Origin of the sequence: Staphylococcus argensis (genome assembly GCF_002902305.1) — a bacterium.
GTDB lineage: Bacteria > Bacillota > Bacilli > Staphylococcales > Staphylococcaceae > Staphylococcus > Staphylococcus argensis.
Genome location: NZ_PPPX01000004.1, coordinates 19,609 through 37,093, shown reverse-complemented (window position 1 = coordinate 37,093; position 17,485 = coordinate 19,609). Strand labels below are relative to the sequence as shown.

Sequence of the window (17,485 nt, the reverse complement as noted above, 5' to 3'; positions counted from 1 at the left end):
TTCCTACATCATACCTGGCATGCCGCCGCCCATTCCTGCTTGACCTTCGTTGTCATCTTTATCAGGAATTTCAGCAACGACTGCTTCTGTAGTTAAGAACATCGCTGCGACACTTGCTGCGTGTTGTAATGCAGAACGTGTCACTTTTGTAGGATCCACGATACCTGCATCAATCATGTTTACCCATTCGTCATCTGCAGCGTTAAAGCCTACACCGACATCGGCATTTTTCAAGCGTTCAACGATTATTGAACCTTCTAAGCCAGCATTTTCAGCAATTTGGCGTACAGGCGCTTCTAACGCTTTCAAGACGAGGTTTACACCTGTAGCAACGTCACCTTCTGCTTCGATATCCGCAATTTTATCATAGATATTCATATAAGCTGTACCGCCACCTGCAACGATACCTTCTTCAACTGCGGCACGTGTTGAGTTCAACGCGTCTTCGATACGGAGCTTGCGTTCTTTGAGCTCAGTTTCACTCGCAGCACCCACTTTGATCACTGCTACACCGCCTGCTAATTTCGCAAGACGTTCTTGAAGTTTCTCGATATCGAACTCAGATTCAGTTTCTTCCATACGTGCTTTGATTTGACTCACACGAGCGTCGATATCTTCTTCTTTACCGTCGCCATCAACGATTGTTGTGTGATCTTTCGTGATTTCTGCTTTATTGGCAGTACCTAACATGTCCTCCGTCGCATCTTTCAAGTCTAAGCCGAGGTCGTCAGTGATGACTTGCGCGCCTGTGAGGATCGCTAAGTCTTTTAACATTGCCTTACGACGATCGCCGAAGCCTGGCGCTTTAACAGCTACTGCAGTGAACGTTCCACGCATACGGTTGAGCACGATGTTAGTTAATGCATCGCCTTCGACTTCGTCAGCCACGATTAAGACTGGACGGTTAGATTGTACGACTTGTTCGAGTAAAGGTAGGATATCTTGGAATGATGAGATTTTCTTATCTGTGATTAAAATGTAAGGGCGTTCGAGATCTGCCACCATTTTATCTGAATCTGTGACCATGTATGGAGATTGGTAACCACGATCGAATTGCATACCTTCAACAACTTCGAGTTCAGTGTTAAAGCCGTTAGACTCTTCAATAGTGATAACACCGTCATTACCTACTTTGTCCATCGCTTCTGAAATATATTTACCAATTTCTTCGTCAGCTGCAGAAATTGAGCCAACTTGCGCAATTTCATTTTTATTTTCAACTTTTTGAGAAATATCGTGCAATGCTTGTGTTGCCACTTCCACTGCTTTATCGATACCTTGACGAATACCGACTGGGTTTGCGCCGCTTGTCACGTTCTTAAGCCCTTCTTGAATCATCGCTTGAGCTAATACTGTAGCGGTAGTCGTACCGTCACCAGCGATTTCGTTCGTCTTGTTCGCAACTTCTTGAACGAGTTTCGCACCCATATTCTCATAAGGATCTTCAAGTTCGATTTCTTTAGCGATTGTCACACCATCGTTTGTGATGAGTGGAGATGTATACGATTTATCTAACACGACATTGCGGCCTTTAGGACCGATTGTTACTTTCACCGCATTTGCGAGTTTATCGACACCGCGCAACATTGCTTGGCGTGCGTCTTCTGAGTATTTCAAGTCTTTAGCCATTATTGGAACCCTCCAGTTCTACTTCAATTATTGAATTACTGCTAATATATCTGATTCACTTAAGATTAAATATTTGTTGTCGCCTTGTTTCACTTCTGTACCTGCGTATTCTTGGAAGACGACTTTATCTCCTTCTTTAACTTCTGGTTCAACGCGTGAGCCGTTATCGAGTAGTTGGCCTGATCCGACTGCTACGACTTCACCTTCATTTGATTTTTCTTTTGCACTATCAGTTAAGACAATACCACTTTTCGTAGTTTGTTCTTGTTCAATTTTTTTGATTACAACACGATTGCCAATAGGTTTTAACATGTTGTTACCTCCTCATCGTCGGGAAAAGTTTAGCACTATCGCCTTTCGAGTGCTAACATACTTTTATATTAATCAAAGTTGGTCAACATTTCAAGTTTAACACTCACGTATTTTGTACCTGAATCACTTTTACGATAAAATGAATTATAAACAAAAATTGGAGGTACATTATGTCACGTGTATCAATTTCAATCTTAACGATTGTTATTTACTTACTCGCACAGTTCGGGCCATTGATCTTAAAAGGGCTCGGTTTCTATAACGGCATGTCAGATAAAGAACTCTTGACGGCTAATATGTATACGCAAGTCATCCTCTTTATCATCGCTGCCATCATCATTATCTTCTTACATAATTTCATTCGCAATCCATTACGACTTGAACGTCCGCCGAGAGAAGAGAAACGTTACGTCATTCTCTGGGCAGTCGCAGGTTATGTGGCTGTGATGATGGCGCAGATGCTCACAAATATCATCAACATCCTCCTCGGTGCACCACAGTCGAGTGAGAACACAGAGAACTTGATGAAAATCGCGCGTCAATTCCCAATGTTTATCATCTTGATTTCTATCGTGGGGCCAATGCTTGAAGAATTCGTCTTTCGTAAAGTCATATTTGGCGAGATTTACAACATGATTCGCGGTTACAACAAATTAGCCTTTATCCTTGCGGCAGTCGTGAGTTCTACAATCTTCTCATTTGCGCATAGCGATCCGTCCCACTTCTTAACTTATTTCGTGCTCGGTATTATACTCGCTGGATTCTATGTCTATACGAAACGCATTTGGGTCAGTATTCTGATTCATATGATGATGAATGGTACTGTCGTATTGATGCAGATTGTGATTGGTCCAGATAAAATTAAATCATTACAAGAACAAACATCATTTATTTTACATTTCATTTTCTAAAAAACGAGAAACCATCTCTTCCGCTTCAACTTTATGGAAGAGATGGTTTCTTTGTTTATGAATCTTCAGGTTTTCTTAAGCGATAAATGTAGGCAATAATAGTGCCGAGGAAGATGACGACCATTGCTGTGATGAGCGAAATCGTTGTACGCTTATATTTCACTGCTTCGTTCGCTGCATCTTGATTCTTGCTCGTATCTGTCATCTTGTCATCTTTATTCTGCTGATATTCGTATTGACTTTTACTCTTATCGTTACCCTCGTGTGGCTTCTTTAAATCCGGCATTGAACCAATATCCCCTGTGATCAGCGCTAGCACTTGTTGGTCTAAATTCTTGTAATAGTGAGAGGCTTTGAGCGGGTTAAAATATTGGAATTTGAAATATCGCGTTTGTTTCTGTAATGAGTTTAAATAATGATTATCAGAGAAGTTTTGTTTTTTAAGGATATTATTAATTTCATTATTACTTACTTTATTATCGTTATGATGCAACTCTTTTACTTGATCGACGACGAAAGGATTGTATTTGAGAGAACCGGTCGCCATAGACTTAAAGCGTTGAAGAATGGAGTTGTCTTGCGAATCCTGATTACGCTGTCCTGTGAAACGGTCGTACCAATGACTGCGTGATTGATTCGAATCTGGTTGTGTATTCTGTGACGTTGGACGATTCACTGTTGAGGTAAAATTCGTGCCATTAAATCGATTTTGATTTGAATCGTTTCGACTAGTATTCCCCTGCTGGTTCGAATTATGATGTGCAGGTGGTACCATACCTTGATAATCTGGGCGTTGTTGATGTGACGGCTGATGATTTACGCGTGTCGGCTCATTGTGATGTTGTTGCGCCGGTGGTACACCTTGTGGGTTGTCACTCTTTCCTTGACCAGGTTGATGTGCTTGGCCTGACTGTCCACCTTGTTGCGATGGTTGTTGAGAAGATGGATTGTGCTGGCCATCGTGACCACTTTGCCCGCCTTGTGGACCAGATGGCTGACTTGGATGTTGCGAATGAGATCCTTGCGAACCTGAACCAGATGGCTGGTCACCTTGTGAAGGTTGGCTAGGGTGTGGATCTTGATCTCCTGAATGACCGCCTTGATGTGAAGGGTCTGACGGTTGATCTGGATCGGTTTGTCCACCTTGATGATCGCCTTGACCTGGTTTGTCGCTTGGTTGATCATCTCCGTCGTGCCCAGGCTTGTCACTCGGATCTCCTTGATCGCCGGGGTTGTCGTTATGTCCTGGCTTATCGCTCGGATGATCTTTGCCGCCACTTTGGCCACCTTGTCCTGGCTGATCTTGACCGCCGTGAGGGTCACCTTGATCATCGGAGTCTCCACCTTTACCAGGTTGATCTTGACCACCTTGCCCAGGATCTTTCCCAGAGTGAGATGGATCATCACCAGAGTGTTGGCCACCAGACGGATCTTGTGAATCATCATCAGAATGATTATCGTGTTTGCCATCTCCTGATTGATCATTGTCACCTTTTTGGTCATCGTCATCACCTTGATGTTTTCCAGGATCGTCTTGGTGGTTGTCATCTTTATCATCGTCGCTACCTTGACCAGGGTTATCGTGTTGATCATCGCCTTGTTGGTCTTTGTCAGAATCTGAGTTGTCATCTTTTTGGTCATCGTCTTGTTGTTGATCTGAATCAGCTTGGTCATCATCACCACTTTGATCATCATCTGACCCTTGGTTATCATCACCATTCTGGTTTGAGTTAGAATCATTCTGATTATCGTCAGAACCATCTTGATTGTCGTTACCTTGAGAATGATCTAGGTCTTTGCCAGCATCACTATTTGAGTTATCGCCCTCTTGTTGATTACTGTCGTCAGAATGATTATCTTGGCCCTCTTGTCTCTCGTCTTGACCACTATTATTGGACTCGTCATCGTCATTTGAATTTTGACCTACATCGTCATTGTGACGCTCATTTTCATGATCAACTGAACCATTTTCTTGATTATCAGTGGTATTTTCTTCTAAATTATTTTCATCTTGCTGGTTTTGACTTTCACCACTTGATTGTTCTTCCTTTGAGTCTGAAGCGGATTGCTGATTACGACTGTTCTGGCTATCGTTATTTCCTACTGTTTCTGTACTCTCAGCTGGTTCACTAGCTGATCCCTCTTGATCGTTTTCGTTGGAAGTTACTTCTTCACTTTGGTGAGGCATCTCGTCTGTTTCTTGTCTATCGCTGGACTGCCCCTCTTCATTTTCTTCAGTTTGATTCTGGTTCACCGCTTCAAATGATGACTGATTCGTCATCCCAGCATCATTTTGCGCATTCATCATCGGCGCATTTTCTACTTGATTATGAGTCATGTCTTCCGCACTCGCTTGTTTACTCACCAATGATGTACTTAACGTGAGTATTGCACCTGTCGCTATCAATTTATGTGGCCATTTTTTCATCTCGCTCACCTCTCTTTCTCCCATTCTTCACATTGTTCTTATCTGTAACTTAACATATTTTATTATGTTAATAGTACTTTTTGAATATGAATTTAAAAAATTAATTTTATCGTAAAATCTTTGTAACACTATGACTTCAAAAAAGTCGAATTTATTATATTTTGAAAACGCTATCATTTTCTAGTATATTATGTATAATTACTTTTATAAAAGGACTGATAAAAGTGAAAGTGCTTGTATTACAATTCAGAATAGAACCCGCAAATGCACAACAAAACGAAAATAAGATCAAACAACTCTTTGACAAAAACGTCACAGAACACACAGAATGCGTTGTACTTCCAGAAATGTGGAACAACGGCTACGCCTTAGCACAACTCAATGACCTAGCAGATCACAACTTACAACGCAGCCAGCAATTCATCGCTCAACTCGCACAAGACTATAACGTCGCAATTGTAGCTGGATCTGTCTCAAATATTAAAAATGATAAAGTTTACAACACTGCATTTACTGTCAACAAATCTGGAGAAATCATCAATAACTACGATAAAGTGCATCTTGTGCCGATGTTGCAAGAGCCTGACTATCTCGAAGCTGGCGACAAAGTACCTGAAGCGTTTCAACTTACAGACGATGTCTCAGCAACTCAGATTATTTGCTATGACTTGAGATTTCCTGAACTCTTACGCTATCCAGCGCGAGAAGGTGCACAAATTGCTTTCTATGTCGCACAGTGGCCAGAAGCCCGTAAAGCACATTGGCGTGCCCTACTCCAAGCGAGGGCAATTGAGAATGATATGTTCGTCGTGGGAAGCAATGGTTGTGGCAACGATGGCGCAACAGAATATGCAGGCCATTCAATCGTCGTTAATCCAAATGGTGAAATATTAGCGGAATTAGAACACGAAGAAGGACAAATTGAGTTAGATTTAAATATGGAAGAAGTGACTCAACAGCGTAAAGCAATACCTGTTTTCGAGAACTTGAGAAAGGAACTTTATAAGTAGAGAGCATAGCAATCGGTAACGAAACTACACAGAATCAACATCTTCAGACATAGGGAAAGCCGTGAGCTTGGGAGGGACTCACGGCTTGATTATTAAGGGAATGTTTTACAGTTATTTTTTCTTTATCTATTTTTGGGGATGTTATTAATTATGAAAAAATTTAGTGAATTTACCGATTATTATAATGATAGATTGAATGATGTTACGATAGCTTACATGTTAATACTTGTTTGCTGTTGCTTAAGCAAATGTAATGACACTTGACTTGCGACTGAGCAATATTACAGTCTTAATAGGGATTATCAATGCTTACTTAGTGAATTTCTTAACTGTTTCTGCGATTAATTTAACAAATTTAGTTACTGTTTCTACGATATCTTGTGTCATAAATCTGTAACTCCTTGTTAAATATTCAAAGAAATGATATCGTTCTACTTTCAAACTATACGAAGAGTCAGTTACAACCGAACGATTCGAGTATTGATTCCTAGTTTGTATCAGTAGCGCTATCTACACTTAGAAATTCAAGTGACTCTGTATCATCTCTTTATGATACATCTTTATTAAAACACGGTGCCAACCCCTGTTGGTACATAATCCCTAACTCGTAATTTTTTATTCTAAACTGTATTCTATTTTATGTTAAAATCAATAAGGAAAATATTTTAATAACAGTTAGGAATTAAATGTGAACAGTTAAGCATGTAAATGCACAGTTCTTACTTTAATTCGTATAATTAGAGTAAGGAGAGAAACGCTATGGCAAAGTTTATAGATAATGGTATAGAAAAATTTGCTAGTTATCTCAGAGATCGAAATAACTTAGACCATATCACCTATTTAAAAGTGAGATTGGGTATGCAAACTGTAATGATAAACTTGACTAAAATGATTGTAACTTATGGCGTCTCCCTTCTTCTAGGAATCTTCCTTTATACACTAACTGTTCATTTAACATTTTTAATATTACGGTTTAATGCTCATGGAGCACACGCTAAAAAACCATTATATTGTCATATATTTAATTTGATTTTATTCATTTTTCTACCTTGGCTAGTAACCTTAGTGAGATCAGATTATATAATGTTATTTTTAGCACTTTTAGGTGTCGCTCTATTAATTAAATATTCACCTGGAATTACTGAAAAACAACCAATACCAAAGAAGTTTCATAAAAAGAAAAAAATATTAGCAGTTATAACAGCTATCATTTTAATTGTGATATCATTTTTCTTGAATAAGCCCTTCTCTGGACTTATATATTATGGAATATTTATAATAGGCATTCTACAATTGCCTATTTTCTTTAAAAAGGAGGAGCTCTAAAATGGCAATTTTAGATACTTTATTTAAAATATTAATCAATGTTTTTACTTATTTTGGTAATATAGCCGCAAAAGTAGGTTGTGGTGCTTATATAGATGAACCGACTGTTCCAAAAGAATTAATAGATAAAATGGATAAATAAACCTAGAAAGTGTGTAAATTATGGATACTCTAAATGACTTAATCATCGGGACAATTCAATTAGTTATAACTTACTTTACTGTGGTAGTCATAAATAATTTAAAACTTAAAACCAAAGATTATATCTTCTTTATAGTATTAACTATATTCTTACACATTTTACTCATATATCTTGGTAGAGAAAGTATCTTTATATTTTTACCAATTATGATAGTGTATCTATATCGCAAAAATAAAACATTTGGTGTACTCTCTTTAGTCCTTTCTTCACTTTCTTTATATTTTTCTAACGTAGTAGCGATTTGGACTTTAGGATCATTTGGTATTTTTGATAAAGGTCATTACTTTTTAATAGGATATACTTCTATCTTTTTCGTTTCCAGTGTAATTCTAACGTTTTTAATTAGATTTCTTACTAAAAGATTATCTAATACCATTTTATCCGTTAATAATGTTTATCTTATAATTTTGAGTATAGTTTTATTTTTAATATTTGTTACGGTGTATTATATACTGCCAACCGAATATAGTTCATTTGTTTCTTATAAAGTAATGGCAATAATTAGTGTGGTAGGTATAGTAACTATTTCAATGTTAATAGTTACTATTTCTTTTACTATTTTAAGAGAGGTACACTATAAGCGTAATAAAAGAGAAATTCAAAACTATTACGAATACACGCTTAAAATTGAAAAAATCAACAATGAGATGCGCAAATTCCGCCATGATTATGTGAATATCCTCTCAACGATGTCTGAATTTATTCGTGAGGATGATATGGAAGGTTTGCGCAAATATTTTAATGAAGAAATCGTACCTATGCAAGACAATATGCAGGCGAAATCGATTAAGATCAATGGCCTAGAGAATTTCCATGTACGTGAAATCAAAGGGCTTCTTACGACGAAGATTCTTCAAGCGCAAGAGAAAAACATCAGAATCAGTATTGAAGTGCCTGATATTATTGAAAAGATTAATCTTCAAACGATCGACCTCTCCCGCATGATCGGCATTATCTTAGACAATGCGATTGAGGCGTCTGAACAACTTGAAGACGAACCACTCATCAGGGTTGGTTTTATTCAAGAGAGTGAATCTGTTACATTTATAGTAATGAATAAATGTCAACCTGATATGCCACGTGTTCACACGCTCTTTGAAGAGAATTTCTCTACTAAAGGAGATAATCGTGGTTTAGGTTTATCTACATTGAAAGAAATTGCTGAGGATAATGAGAATGTGCTACTAGATACAACGATTGAGAACGGCTTTTTCATTCAAAAAGTAGAAATATTAGACTTCGAGCCTTAAGGATGTGACGAGATTTGAAAATATTCATTTGTGAAGATGATATTAAGCAACGTGAAAGTATTGAATCAATTATCAACAACTACATTATGATTGAGGAGAAACCAATGAAGGTGGAAATGTCTACGGACGATCCTTATGCGGTACTTGAGCGTTCTAAAGAAATTAATGATATCGGTTGTTATTTCTTAGATATTCAACTTGAAGCGGACATGAACGGAATTAAACTCGCGAGTGAAATTCGTAAGCATGACCCTGTCGGCAATATCATTTTCGTAACGAGTCATAGTGAGCTCACTTATCTGACTTTCGTTTACAAAGTTTCCGCTATGGACTTTATTTTCAAAGATGAGCCAAATGAGCTACAAAAACGTATTATCGATTGTCTTGAAACGTCTGAAGCTCGTCTCAAATTGCTCAGTAAAGAAAGTAATGTTGAGACAATCGAATTGAAACGCGGTAGCAACTCCGCCTATGTACAATATGATGACGTGATGTTCTTTGAATCATCTTCCAAATCCCATCGACTTATCGCTCATTTAGATAATCGCCAAATTGAATTCTATGGTAATTTGAAAGAATTGAGTCAGCTTGATGACCGTTTCTTTAGATGCCACAACAGCTTTGTTGTTAATCGCCACAACATCGAGTCGATCGATTCGAAGTCACGGACAGTTTATTTTAAAAATGGTGAAGAGTGCTATGCCTCTGTTCGTAACGTGAAAAAGATTTAATTCCATATTTACACACGAAAGCACCGCCCTACTCATGGGACGGTGCTCATTTTATACTATTCAAATCATTGTTCTTTATTCAGACCCGCTTCAACTGCCTCGCGTTCAGGTATACTACTAATTGCGCCATATTGCGTCGTAACTACACTCGCAACATAGTTACTAAAGCGCAACATGTCTTCCCCATTCTTTTTAAGCAAATCAGAAAGGGACTGTTTATCTTCTTCTAACAAGCGAGCAATAAACGCTCCGATAAAGGCATCTCCAGCGCCTGTAGTATCGATTGGTTGTACTTTAAAGCCGCCATGACTTAATTCTGTGCCGTCTGCTAAATAAAGGGTTGCTCCTTCAGCACCTTTCGTATAAACAACCGCTTCTACCTGACCTTGGAAAAGCCAGTCAAGCGCTTCTCTTTCATTACTTTTACCCGTCACAAACTCAAGTTCCTCATCAGAAATCTTCACTATATGTGCCTGAGGAATAAACTGACGAATCGCCTGCTGACAAGCTTCTGGACTATCCCACAACGGCAAGCGCACATTCGGATCAAATACTACTGTTCCGCCTACACGATGAAACGTATCAATCAATGCTTGGTGCGCCTCACGCATCTCACTCTCAACCAAGTCAACGGAACAGAAATGCATAATATCGTCTGCATGGACATCCAAAGTTTCAATATTAACCTTGTCGTACAACATATCCGCTGAAGGTTTGCGATAGAATGAGAAATCGCGTGCACCGCTAGCAGTTAAGCTCACAAACGCTAGCGCGGTCATCGCTTCTGACGTTCGCAACACGTGCTTTGTGCCCACGCCAATCTCATCTAATGTACTCACAATTAAATCACCAAAGGCATCTTCTCCAAGTTGCGTTACCATTTCAGCTTGGTCACCTAACTTCGCTACTGTAGCAGCAACGTTACAAGGCGCACCTCCTACTTGGCGAGTGAAACCTTCAACGTCTTTCAATAATATATCTGTTTGGTTAGGGATAAAGTCGATCAACGCTTCCCCAATCGCAAATAAATGACGCATTATGCATTCTCCTCTAAATCATATTTCGTAAATTTCAAGTATACTTGTCCTGATTCTGTTGAAGCTTTAATACCTGTCGCTTCTGAATCAGGGAAGATACGTGAAGTCAGTACACGTTCGCCATCATTACAGAAGATTTCTATGCTTGAAGTATCTACAAAGATTTGAAGTTGCTGTAACGGTGTGTCGAGTACTGTACTTCGTGTCGTTCCATCTACAGGTTCTGGCAGAGGTCCGCTTTCAGAGCGATCTAACGTTAACTTCTGTGTACGCGTGTTATACGTAATCAAAGTCGATTGCGTCTTTGAGGCACGTAACTCGAAATAGAGTTCTGTCGCTTCATTTTCCAGAATATCTATTATGAGCTCATATTGCTTGCCTTCGTATGGCTGTAATTTGCGATTAAATTTATTCGCATAGCCGAGCGCCGTTTCCTCATTGGTGCGCAACTTCTGTAAATTCGCAATCGGACGTTGCTTTAACTTGCCATCCTCAATATGTAATGAGCGTGGAACTGTAAGACAATGTGCCCAATCGTCTTTATCAGTTGGGTAAGCTGTGTCTGGCAAGCCCATCCATCCTATCAAGATGCGCTCTCCGTCTTCGCTCGTAAACGTCTGAGGTGCGTAAAAATCAAACCCGTGATCCAATTCTAAGAAATCGCCATGGTTTAACTCCAATTGTTCAATATCAAATTGACCAATTAAATAACCTGATTGATAAATATTGCGATAGCGTTCGCCATCACTTTCAATACCTTGAGGACAGAACATGACGACATCATGCCCATCTAATTCAAAGTAATCAGGACATTCCCACATATAGCCGAATGCATCGAGACGCGTCTGCACTTCTCCATGAAATTCCCACTTCACAATATCTGTCGATTTATACAAGAGGAGGCGCCCTGCTTCATCTTCAGTTTGCGCCCCTAAGATCGCATAGTAGGTATCACCACGTTGAAAGACTTTCGGATCTCTAAAGTGTTGTGTATAGCCTTCAGGTGGACCAGCAACCATAGGTTTAGGAAACTTCTTCAATGTCCCATCGTCTTCCATTTTAGCAATCAACTGAGAAGACGTACGTGACCAGTCCTCATCCCGATGGTTACCTGTATACATGTAATACAAGCGACCTTGATACTCAAAGGCACTGCCACTATAAACGCCGTGACTATCGTACTCCGTATCCGGTTTCAGAATCGCGCCATGTGGTTCAAAGTGCACGAGGTCACGACTGCGATAGTTAAACCAGTATTTCAAGCCATGCACCGCACCGAGTGGAAACCACTGGTGAGAGATGTAATACTCGCCATCGTAGTAAATCAACCCGTTCGGATCATTCAACAGCCCCGTCTCAGGTTGAATATGGAAAGTCTGGCGATACGGCGACTCCGCCACTTGTTCTTTCATCGCTTCTAGTGTGACTGGACTCACCGCTTCCATAGGTTGATATCGTTCTTCTCTCGTCCACGCTTTCATATCCGTTCCTCCTGTTACTTACTCATGACCTTATTCTAACATGGATAACCGCTCGTTTGGTATCGGTTCCACTTATTCATTCCTTATGATTCTCTTTCTGTAAAATGCACATCAATCATCTGTGGTGACTGAATTGATTGTTGATTGAGCGCTTTGAAAAGTTGTGCAATCGCGACTTTGCCTGCTTCACGATATTGATATTTCACTGTATGAATCGGTGGCGATACAAGCTCAGTCATCGGATCTCCACCAAAACCAATCATCGTCGGCCAATGTTCTCGCGTTTGATGTTGACTACAATATTTATAGACTGCTAAAGCAATGGCATCCGTAGCCCCTACAATCGTGTCATATTGCGATATAGGATGTTGTTGAAAATACGCTGTGATATCTTGCAATGCATCTTGATAATTAAATGACGTTAATGTGAAGTTAGGCTTAATATTATGATGAGTTAAAGCGTTGAGTACGCCCTTTTTACGTAACACACCCACTGCGTAGTCTTCTTCTGTCACACCGAAGAATTGAACTTGGGGTGACTGGGACATTGTGTTTATCTCCGAATTGGACGTACCATGCCCCATCGTCTGTTGACCTATGTAATCGCCCACGAGTTGACCTGCACGATAGTCATCATGAACGACGCAATTGAAGCTTTCTTTGTTCTGACCAACAATCACAACTGGAACACCTAGCTGGTCGATGATATCTTGAAGTTCTTCCGTAATTTCCGTTGCCATAAAGACGATGCCATCCACCTTACTACGCTGAAACATCTTTAACGCTTCAATTTCTAAGCCTTTATCCAAGTTCGTGAAATTCAGTAAGAGTTGGCAATCATGCTCATCACAGGCCTCTTTCACGCCACTAATCGTTTCGTCGACCGCATGTGAATTCATGCGCGGAATGATGGCCCCTATCAAATTCGTACGTCGCGCTCTCAAACTTTGCGCAAACTGGTTCGGTTGGTAATTCGTTTCTTGAATAATTTGATCTAATAACTGTTTCGTTTGTTCGCTCACTGAACCATTATTCAGATATCGCGATACCGTACTTTTAGACACGCCTGCCATCTTCGCTATATCTGTAATATTCTTCATATCTAAGACCTCTCAACACTCTTGTCACTTACGATTTCAATCCATATTTTACCACACAGCTTACAGTGAACCTACTCTTTAATGGGAATTAACTTGAGATTGTTATCGTCTATTTCGCGTATAGTAAAATGCCTTTCCGCCTTAATATAAAAATGCCGCTTCAATCATCACGACAGAAGCGGCATCACTTTTACATATTATTCTATTCTCTTAAGCTTTCTGAACTGTAATCGTCCATGAAGCGTCATCAAGTTGTTCGTAATTTGTTACTGGATAGCCTTGTTCTGCTGCCCAGTTTGGAATCGCCTCAGTGGCTTGCGTGCAGTCAAAGTCGATCTTCAATTCGTCTCCTGAATCCAATGTTTCCATCTTCTTCTGTGCTTCAATGAGTGGGAATGGGCAGACCATACCTACTGTGCCTAATTCATGTACCATGCTTATACCTCCTGTATATTAAGTCGTTTGCGTTTGATGAGATTTCACTTGCGCTGTTTGTGATTGAGTTGCTTTCTTCGCTTGTTTCATTGGTTTAACGAACATGAAATAACTCATGAACCAAGTTCCGAGGATCATTGATGCGAGTGCAACCCAGCCTTTCCATGAGAACATCGCTGTTTCTACAAGACCGTTACCGATTGAGCAACCGCCAGCTACTGAAGCACCGAAGCCCATGCATACACCGCCGATTACGCTATTGCGAATTGTCTTCTTATCTGGTAGACGCCATTTGAATTCGCGAGAACCACATGCGGCAATATAAGAACCGATAAAGATACCTAAGACGAGCATTACGCCCCAGTCGATGAGTTTAAGATCACCTGTCACTAGGAATTGTGAGATGTTCGCTGAAGGTGTCGTAATTCCTAAGCCATGCATACGCCCTGTCATTTCACTTAAAGGCCATGCGAGTAAGGCCACTAATCCGACACCGATCGCGGCTACGAACGGGTGATAGCGTTTTTCGAATAATAGATGTCTAAGACCCGTATATTTTTGTTTTAATTTCGGAACTGCAATTTTAGGTTTCGGTTTGCGTAGTGTTTTTACCACAAAGAATAGTGTGATCAATGACAATGCAATGACCCAAACCCAGTTCGGAATGCCTGTCGTATCAGCCATGCTAGTGCGGTATTGTGTAGGCTGATTGACGCGTCCCATCACTGGTTGGAGAATACCAAATTTCGTCACTGCTGAAGTGAAACCGTATGCGACGAGCGCGACCCAACTTCCGATGAGACCTTCACCTGCACGATACCAAGTTCCTGTTGCACAACCACCTGCGAGAACGATACCGATACCAAAGATAAATGAACCAATGATTGTACCAATGAGTGGATAAGATTCATGTGGTACTTTCACGACGCCGAATGCAGATAATGTAAATAGTCCAATACTTTGAACTGCAATGGCGATTAATAATGCGTAGAACATCTTGTTGTTCTTCTGGACATACATGTCACGGAATCCACCAGCGAGACAGAATCTCGTACGCTGCATAATAAATCCGAGTAGTATACCAACGATAATCCCAGTTAAGATCAACCAGTTCATAACTTCACTCCCTATTCCCGATAAAACTAATATGATTAATAACAATAATAATACTATAATAATCCTATTTCAAGACTTCTGACTAACATTATGTTAGAGATAATTTGCATATAAGATAAAAGTGAAGATGTATACTATTGACACTAGAAGCATCTCTTTTCAGCACACAAAAAAAGAGCGAAACCTTCATAAGTTCCGCTCTCTGAATAATATATTCATTTGTGATGGTGACATGAGCCTTTTAACCAAAGCTACATCACCTTTAATCTTAAATTAACGATCAAGTTGGTCAATGTTCTCAATCGTCTTCACTGAACCGCCGTCAACAGTTACGACCACACTAAAGTTATTTGTCGTATCTGAGTCATATACGAGGTCGTCACCTTCGTGATCGTCAGGTTCACTATACACATCGATGTACTCACTCTTGCTGACACCGTGAGGCGCAATCGCAACTTGTTCAACCTCATCATCATCGTTATAGTAAACAGCTAAATCATGGTACTGCTTGAAGACGTGGTCACGTCCATCGACTTCACCTTCAGGATGACCGAGTTTCTTCTCAACTTGCTCTCTCGTCATACCATTATTGATACCGTTATAACCTTGTTTAGATGGTGCTTTCATATAGTTTTTATCAAAATGATCACTGAATACGTTTACTTTCGCTGCATCAGGATCTGTTGGGTTATCCGCGGGGTCGTCATCTTTGTCTTTATTACTAGAACTATCATCAGAATCACTAGACTTCGATTTGTTTGAATCTTTCTTAGACGCATGTTGAGACTGCTTGTGATCGTCTGATTTGTTTGTATAGTGATCATAAAGTTTATAGGCACCAAAGATGAGCGCTGCAAGAATAGCTAAGAAGATGATTGTTGAAATCACAATCCACACTTTAGAGCCACCTCGTTTGTCTGGCTCCTGTTGATATGTATGTGATGCTTGACGTGTTTGTTGATGTGGCTCATGTGATTGAGAAGCTGAAGATTGAGTCGTATGGCGCGCATGATCTTGGTGACCACCTTGATTATGTTGTTGCTGAGCAGATGCGTGCTGAGAATCATGATGTTGAGATTGTGTTTCTTCCTTATCTTGCTTGTGTGATGCTTGTTGAGATGCATTTGCATTTCTAAGTGGTGCGCCACAATTCACACAGAACTTTTGATTTTCTGAGTTCTTATGACCGCAATTGGTACAGAAGACCATTGTTATACATACCCCTTTCAATCGTATTACGAAAAATGTGACATTTATTGATATAGCTAATAAAAATAGGATAATAACAGAATATAGTAATCATTATCCCATTCTCACTAGCTTTAATCTTAACTTTGGTAATTCTTCATAAAGAATAGTAGTGACTGCAATTCGATACCTAAATCAATTTGATGGACTTGAACAGAGTCTGGCGTCTCAATACGTGCAGGTGAGAAATTCAGGATTCCTTTAACCCCTGCTTCCACCAATTGATTGGCAACATTCTGAGCTGCAGATTCTGGCGTCGTCAGAATCACTACATCTATCGCTTCATGCGCCAACGTCTCTTGCAGTTGATCCATATGTTTCACAGCAACACTACCGATTTGTTTACCGATAATCTCATCTCGGATATCGAACGCCTCAGTAATCGTCATTTCATCATGGATAGAGAAGTTATATGTGAGCAAGGCTTTCCCAAGGTTACCTACACCCACGAGAGCAATTTTAATATCTTGGTTCTCGTTGATTTCATTTTTAAAAAAGTTTAACAAACTCTCGATGTTATAACCATAGCCTTTCTTACCTAACTCTCCAAAGTAGGAAAAATCACGACGTATCGTTGCTGAATCTATATTTAGACCCTCGCTAATGGTCTTAGAATTAACTCGATCAATTCCCTTTGCTTTCAAGGTATTGACGAATCTATAATATAAAGGTAAACGCTTTAAAGTAGCGCGAGGAATCTTATCGCTATGAATAGCCATTTGGGCTTCCTCCTCAATATGAGTCTTCAATCAATGAAACTATTACTCTTAGATACTAACTAGCTAATGGAACGAGTCTCGGGTAAATTAATGAGTATGCAATTTTCAATGTTTTGACTCTCGCTTGCATATGGGACCACACTCAACTAATTCTTTTCGCTCAAAAAGCTCAAAGAATGGATTTTCGTTGTGGTCTAGCTCCATCATGCGTCTCGAGTCGACATTGAAAATAATTTCTAATCACTCATTTTATCTATTATTTTCTTAAGCTGATACACTTTATTATATTTTAGACTCATCATTCCATAATAGCTATTTATTTGTATTCGTCGTCAATTAACATCTAGTTATCGACAATCTAAAAAATATTATACCTTAATACTTTATGAAAATAAACAACTCTTATTTTATCCAAAACCCTAATAATGTAAAATATGAAAGTGAGTGAGGTGCAAAGCAGAATGATTCTATTACAACTCAACCATATTACTAAATCATTCGACGGCGAAGACATCTTCAATGATGTCAATTTCGAAGTCAAAAGCGGCGA

General features: G+C 39.6%; 17 protein-coding genes. 7 read left to right on the top strand and 10 right to left on the bottom strand.

What is annotated here, in order from left to right; all coding sequences use genetic code 11:
* Positions 1–3: 3 nt before the first annotated feature.
* Both groL and groES read right to left on the bottom strand, forming a co-directional pair.
* Positions 4–1,629: a chaperonin GroEL gene (gene groL / locus CD039_RS06410; RefSeq protein WP_103371631.1), complete on the bottom strand. Its 1,626-nt coding sequence runs from the start codon at positions 1,627–1,629 to the stop codon at positions 4–6.
* A gap of 27 nt (positions 1,630–1,656) precedes the next feature.
* Positions 1,657–1,941, bottom strand: coding sequence for a co-chaperone GroES (groES, locus tag CD039_RS06405; protein ID WP_103371630.1), 285 nt, complete (start codon positions 1,939–1,941; stop codon positions 1,657–1,659).
* A gap of 170 nt (positions 1,942–2,111) precedes the next feature.
* Here groES and mroQ point away from each other — a divergent pair, with 170 nt between their 5' ends.
* Positions 2,112–2,852 (top strand): intramembrane glutamic endopeptidase MroQ, encoded by a 741-nt coding sequence (mroQ, locus tag CD039_RS06400; protein ID WP_103371629.1) that lies wholly within the window; start codon positions 2,112–2,114, stop codon positions 2,850–2,852.
* Positions 2,853–2,907: 55 nt separating this feature from the next.
* Here the strand turns inward: mroQ and CD039_RS06395 are convergent, their stop codons facing one another.
* Positions 2,908–5,280, bottom strand: a complete 2,373-nt coding sequence (locus tag CD039_RS06395; protein ID WP_142384379.1) for an SdrH family protein — start codon at positions 5,278–5,280, stop codon at positions 2,908–2,910.
* Between the two features lie 224 nt (positions 5,281–5,504).
* Here CD039_RS06395 and CD039_RS06390 point away from each other — a divergent pair, with 224 nt between their 5' ends.
* From CD039_RS06390 to agrA, 5 genes are all read left to right on the top strand, one after another.
* Positions 5,505–6,290 carry a carbon-nitrogen family hydrolase gene (locus CD039_RS06390; RefSeq protein WP_103371627.1) on the top strand — a complete coding sequence of 262 codons (786 nt, stop codon included), beginning with the start codon at positions 5,505–5,507 and terminating at the stop codon, positions 6,288–6,290.
* A gap of 759 nt (positions 6,291–7,049) precedes the next feature.
* Entirely contained in the window at positions 7,050–7,616 is a 567-nt protein-coding gene (locus tag CD039_RS06385) for an accessory gene regulator AgrB (protein WP_103371626.1), read from the top strand.
* A gap of 1 nt (position 7,617) precedes the next feature.
* Positions 7,618–7,758, top strand: coding sequence for a cyclic lactone autoinducer peptide AgrD (gene agrD, locus CD039_RS06380; RefSeq protein ID WP_103371625.1), 141 nt, complete (start codon positions 7,618–7,620; stop codon positions 7,756–7,758).
* A gap of 20 nt (positions 7,759–7,778) precedes the next feature.
* The gene (agrC, locus tag CD039_RS12240) at positions 7,779–9,068 is read left to right on the top strand and encodes a quorum-sensing sensor histidine kinase AgrC (protein ID WP_103371624.1); all 1,290 of its coding nucleotides are present in this window, start codon (positions 7,779–7,781) and stop codon (positions 9,066–9,068) included.
* A 14-nt stretch (positions 9,069–9,082) separates the two neighbouring features.
* Positions 9,083–9,799, top strand: coding sequence for a quorum-sensing response regulator AgrA (agrA, locus tag CD039_RS06370; RefSeq protein WP_002471758.1), 717 nt, complete (start codon positions 9,083–9,085; stop codon positions 9,797–9,799).
* Between the two features lie 65 nt (positions 9,800–9,864).
* On the opposite strand, the gene CD039_RS06365 is transcribed toward agrA, so the two are convergent.
* The 7 genes from CD039_RS06365 to CD039_RS06335 all read right to left on the bottom strand — a co-directional run bounded on the left by CD039_RS06365 (position 9,865) and on the right by CD039_RS06335 (position 16,935).
* A complete protein-coding gene (locus tag CD039_RS06365; RefSeq protein ID WP_103371623.1) occupies positions 9,865–10,836 on the bottom strand; it encodes a carbohydrate kinase family protein in 972 nt (323 codons plus the stop codon).
* The gene (locus CD039_RS06360) at positions 10,836–12,317 is read right to left on the bottom strand and encodes a sucrose-6-phosphate hydrolase (protein ID WP_103371622.1); all 1,482 of its coding nucleotides are present in this window, start codon (positions 12,315–12,317) and stop codon (positions 10,836–10,838) included. The genes CD039_RS06365 and CD039_RS06360 overlap by 1 nt, the downstream gene beginning before the upstream one ends.
* Positions 12,318–12,400: 83 nt before the next feature.
* A complete protein-coding gene (locus CD039_RS06355; protein ID WP_103371621.1) occupies positions 12,401–13,417 on the bottom strand; it encodes a LacI family DNA-binding transcriptional regulator in 1,017 nt (338 codons plus the stop codon).
* Positions 13,418–13,627: 210 nt separating this feature from the next.
* The gene (locus CD039_RS06350) at positions 13,628–13,852 is read right to left on the bottom strand and encodes a sulfurtransferase TusA family protein (RefSeq protein WP_002471757.1); all 225 of its coding nucleotides are present in this window, start codon (positions 13,850–13,852) and stop codon (positions 13,628–13,630) included.
* Positions 13,853–13,870: 18 nt separating this feature from the next.
* Positions 13,871–14,968: a YeeE/YedE family protein gene (locus CD039_RS06345; RefSeq protein ID WP_103371620.1), complete on the bottom strand. Its 1,098-nt coding sequence runs from the start codon at positions 14,966–14,968 to the stop codon at positions 13,871–13,873.
* A gap of 273 nt (positions 14,969–15,241) precedes the next feature.
* Entirely contained in the window at positions 15,242–16,177 is a 936-nt protein-coding gene (locus CD039_RS06340; protein WP_103371619.1) for a zinc ribbon domain-containing protein, read from the bottom strand.
* A gap of 119 nt (positions 16,178–16,296) precedes the next feature.
* On the bottom strand, positions 16,297–16,935 hold the full coding sequence (locus CD039_RS06335; RefSeq protein WP_103371618.1) for a redox-sensing transcriptional repressor Rex: 639 nt from the start codon (positions 16,933–16,935) through the stop codon (positions 16,297–16,299).
* Between the two features lie 461 nt (positions 16,936–17,396).
* Between CD039_RS06335 and CD039_RS12145 the strand changes: the two genes are divergently transcribed.
* Positions 17,397–17,485: hypothetical protein (locus CD039_RS12145; protein WP_276307645.1), on the top strand; the 89-nt coding region annotated here is incomplete at its 3' end.

Bases quoted from the DNA above. Each gene is read 5' to 3' on its own strand.
- groES (WP_103371630.1), bottom strand. From the start codon at position 1,941: ATGTTAAAACCTATTGGCAATCGTGTTGTAATCAAAAAAATTGAACAA.
- CD039_RS06345 (WP_103371620.1), bottom strand. From the start codon at position 14,968: ATGAACTGGTTGATCTTAACTGGGATTATCGTTGGTATACTACTCGGA.
- agrC (WP_103371624.1), top strand. From the start codon at position 7,779: ATGGATACTCTAAATGACTTAATCATCGGGACAATTCAATTAGTTATA.
- mroQ (WP_103371629.1), top strand. From the start codon at position 2,112: ATGTCACGTGTATCAATTTCAATCTTAACGATTGTTATTTACTTACTC.
- groL (WP_103371631.1), bottom strand. From the start codon at position 1,629: ATGGCTAAAGACTTGAAATACTCAGAAGACGCACGCCAAGCAATGTTG.
- CD039_RS06365 (WP_103371623.1), bottom strand. From the start codon at position 10,836: ATGCGTCATTTATTTGCGATTGGGGAAGCGTTGATCGACTTTATCCCT.
- CD039_RS06385 (WP_103371626.1), top strand. From the start codon at position 7,050: ATGGCAAAGTTTATAGATAATGGTATAGAAAAATTTGCTAGTTATCTC.
- CD039_RS06360 (WP_103371622.1), bottom strand. From the start codon at position 12,317: ATGAAAGCGTGGACGAGAGAAGAACGATATCAACCTATGGAAGCGGTG.
- CD039_RS06340 (WP_103371619.1), bottom strand. From the start codon at position 16,177: ATGGTCTTCTGTACCAATTGCGGTCATAAGAACTCAGAAAATCAAAAG.
- CD039_RS06395 (WP_142384379.1), bottom strand. From the start codon at position 5,280: ATGAAAAAATGGCCACATAAATTGATAGCGACAGGTGCAATACTCACG.
- CD039_RS06350 (WP_002471757.1), bottom strand. From the start codon at position 13,852: ATGGTACATGAATTAGGCACAGTAGGTATGGTCTGCCCATTCCCACTC.
- agrD (WP_103371625.1), top strand. From the start codon at position 7,618: ATGGCAATTTTAGATACTTTATTTAAAATATTAATCAATGTTTTTACT.
- CD039_RS06335 (WP_103371618.1), bottom strand. From the start codon at position 16,935: ATGGCTATTCATAGCGATAAGATTCCTCGCGCTACTTTAAAGCGTTTA.
- CD039_RS06355 (WP_103371621.1), bottom strand. From the start codon at position 13,417: ATGAAGAATATTACAGATATAGCGAAGATGGCAGGCGTGTCTAAAAGT.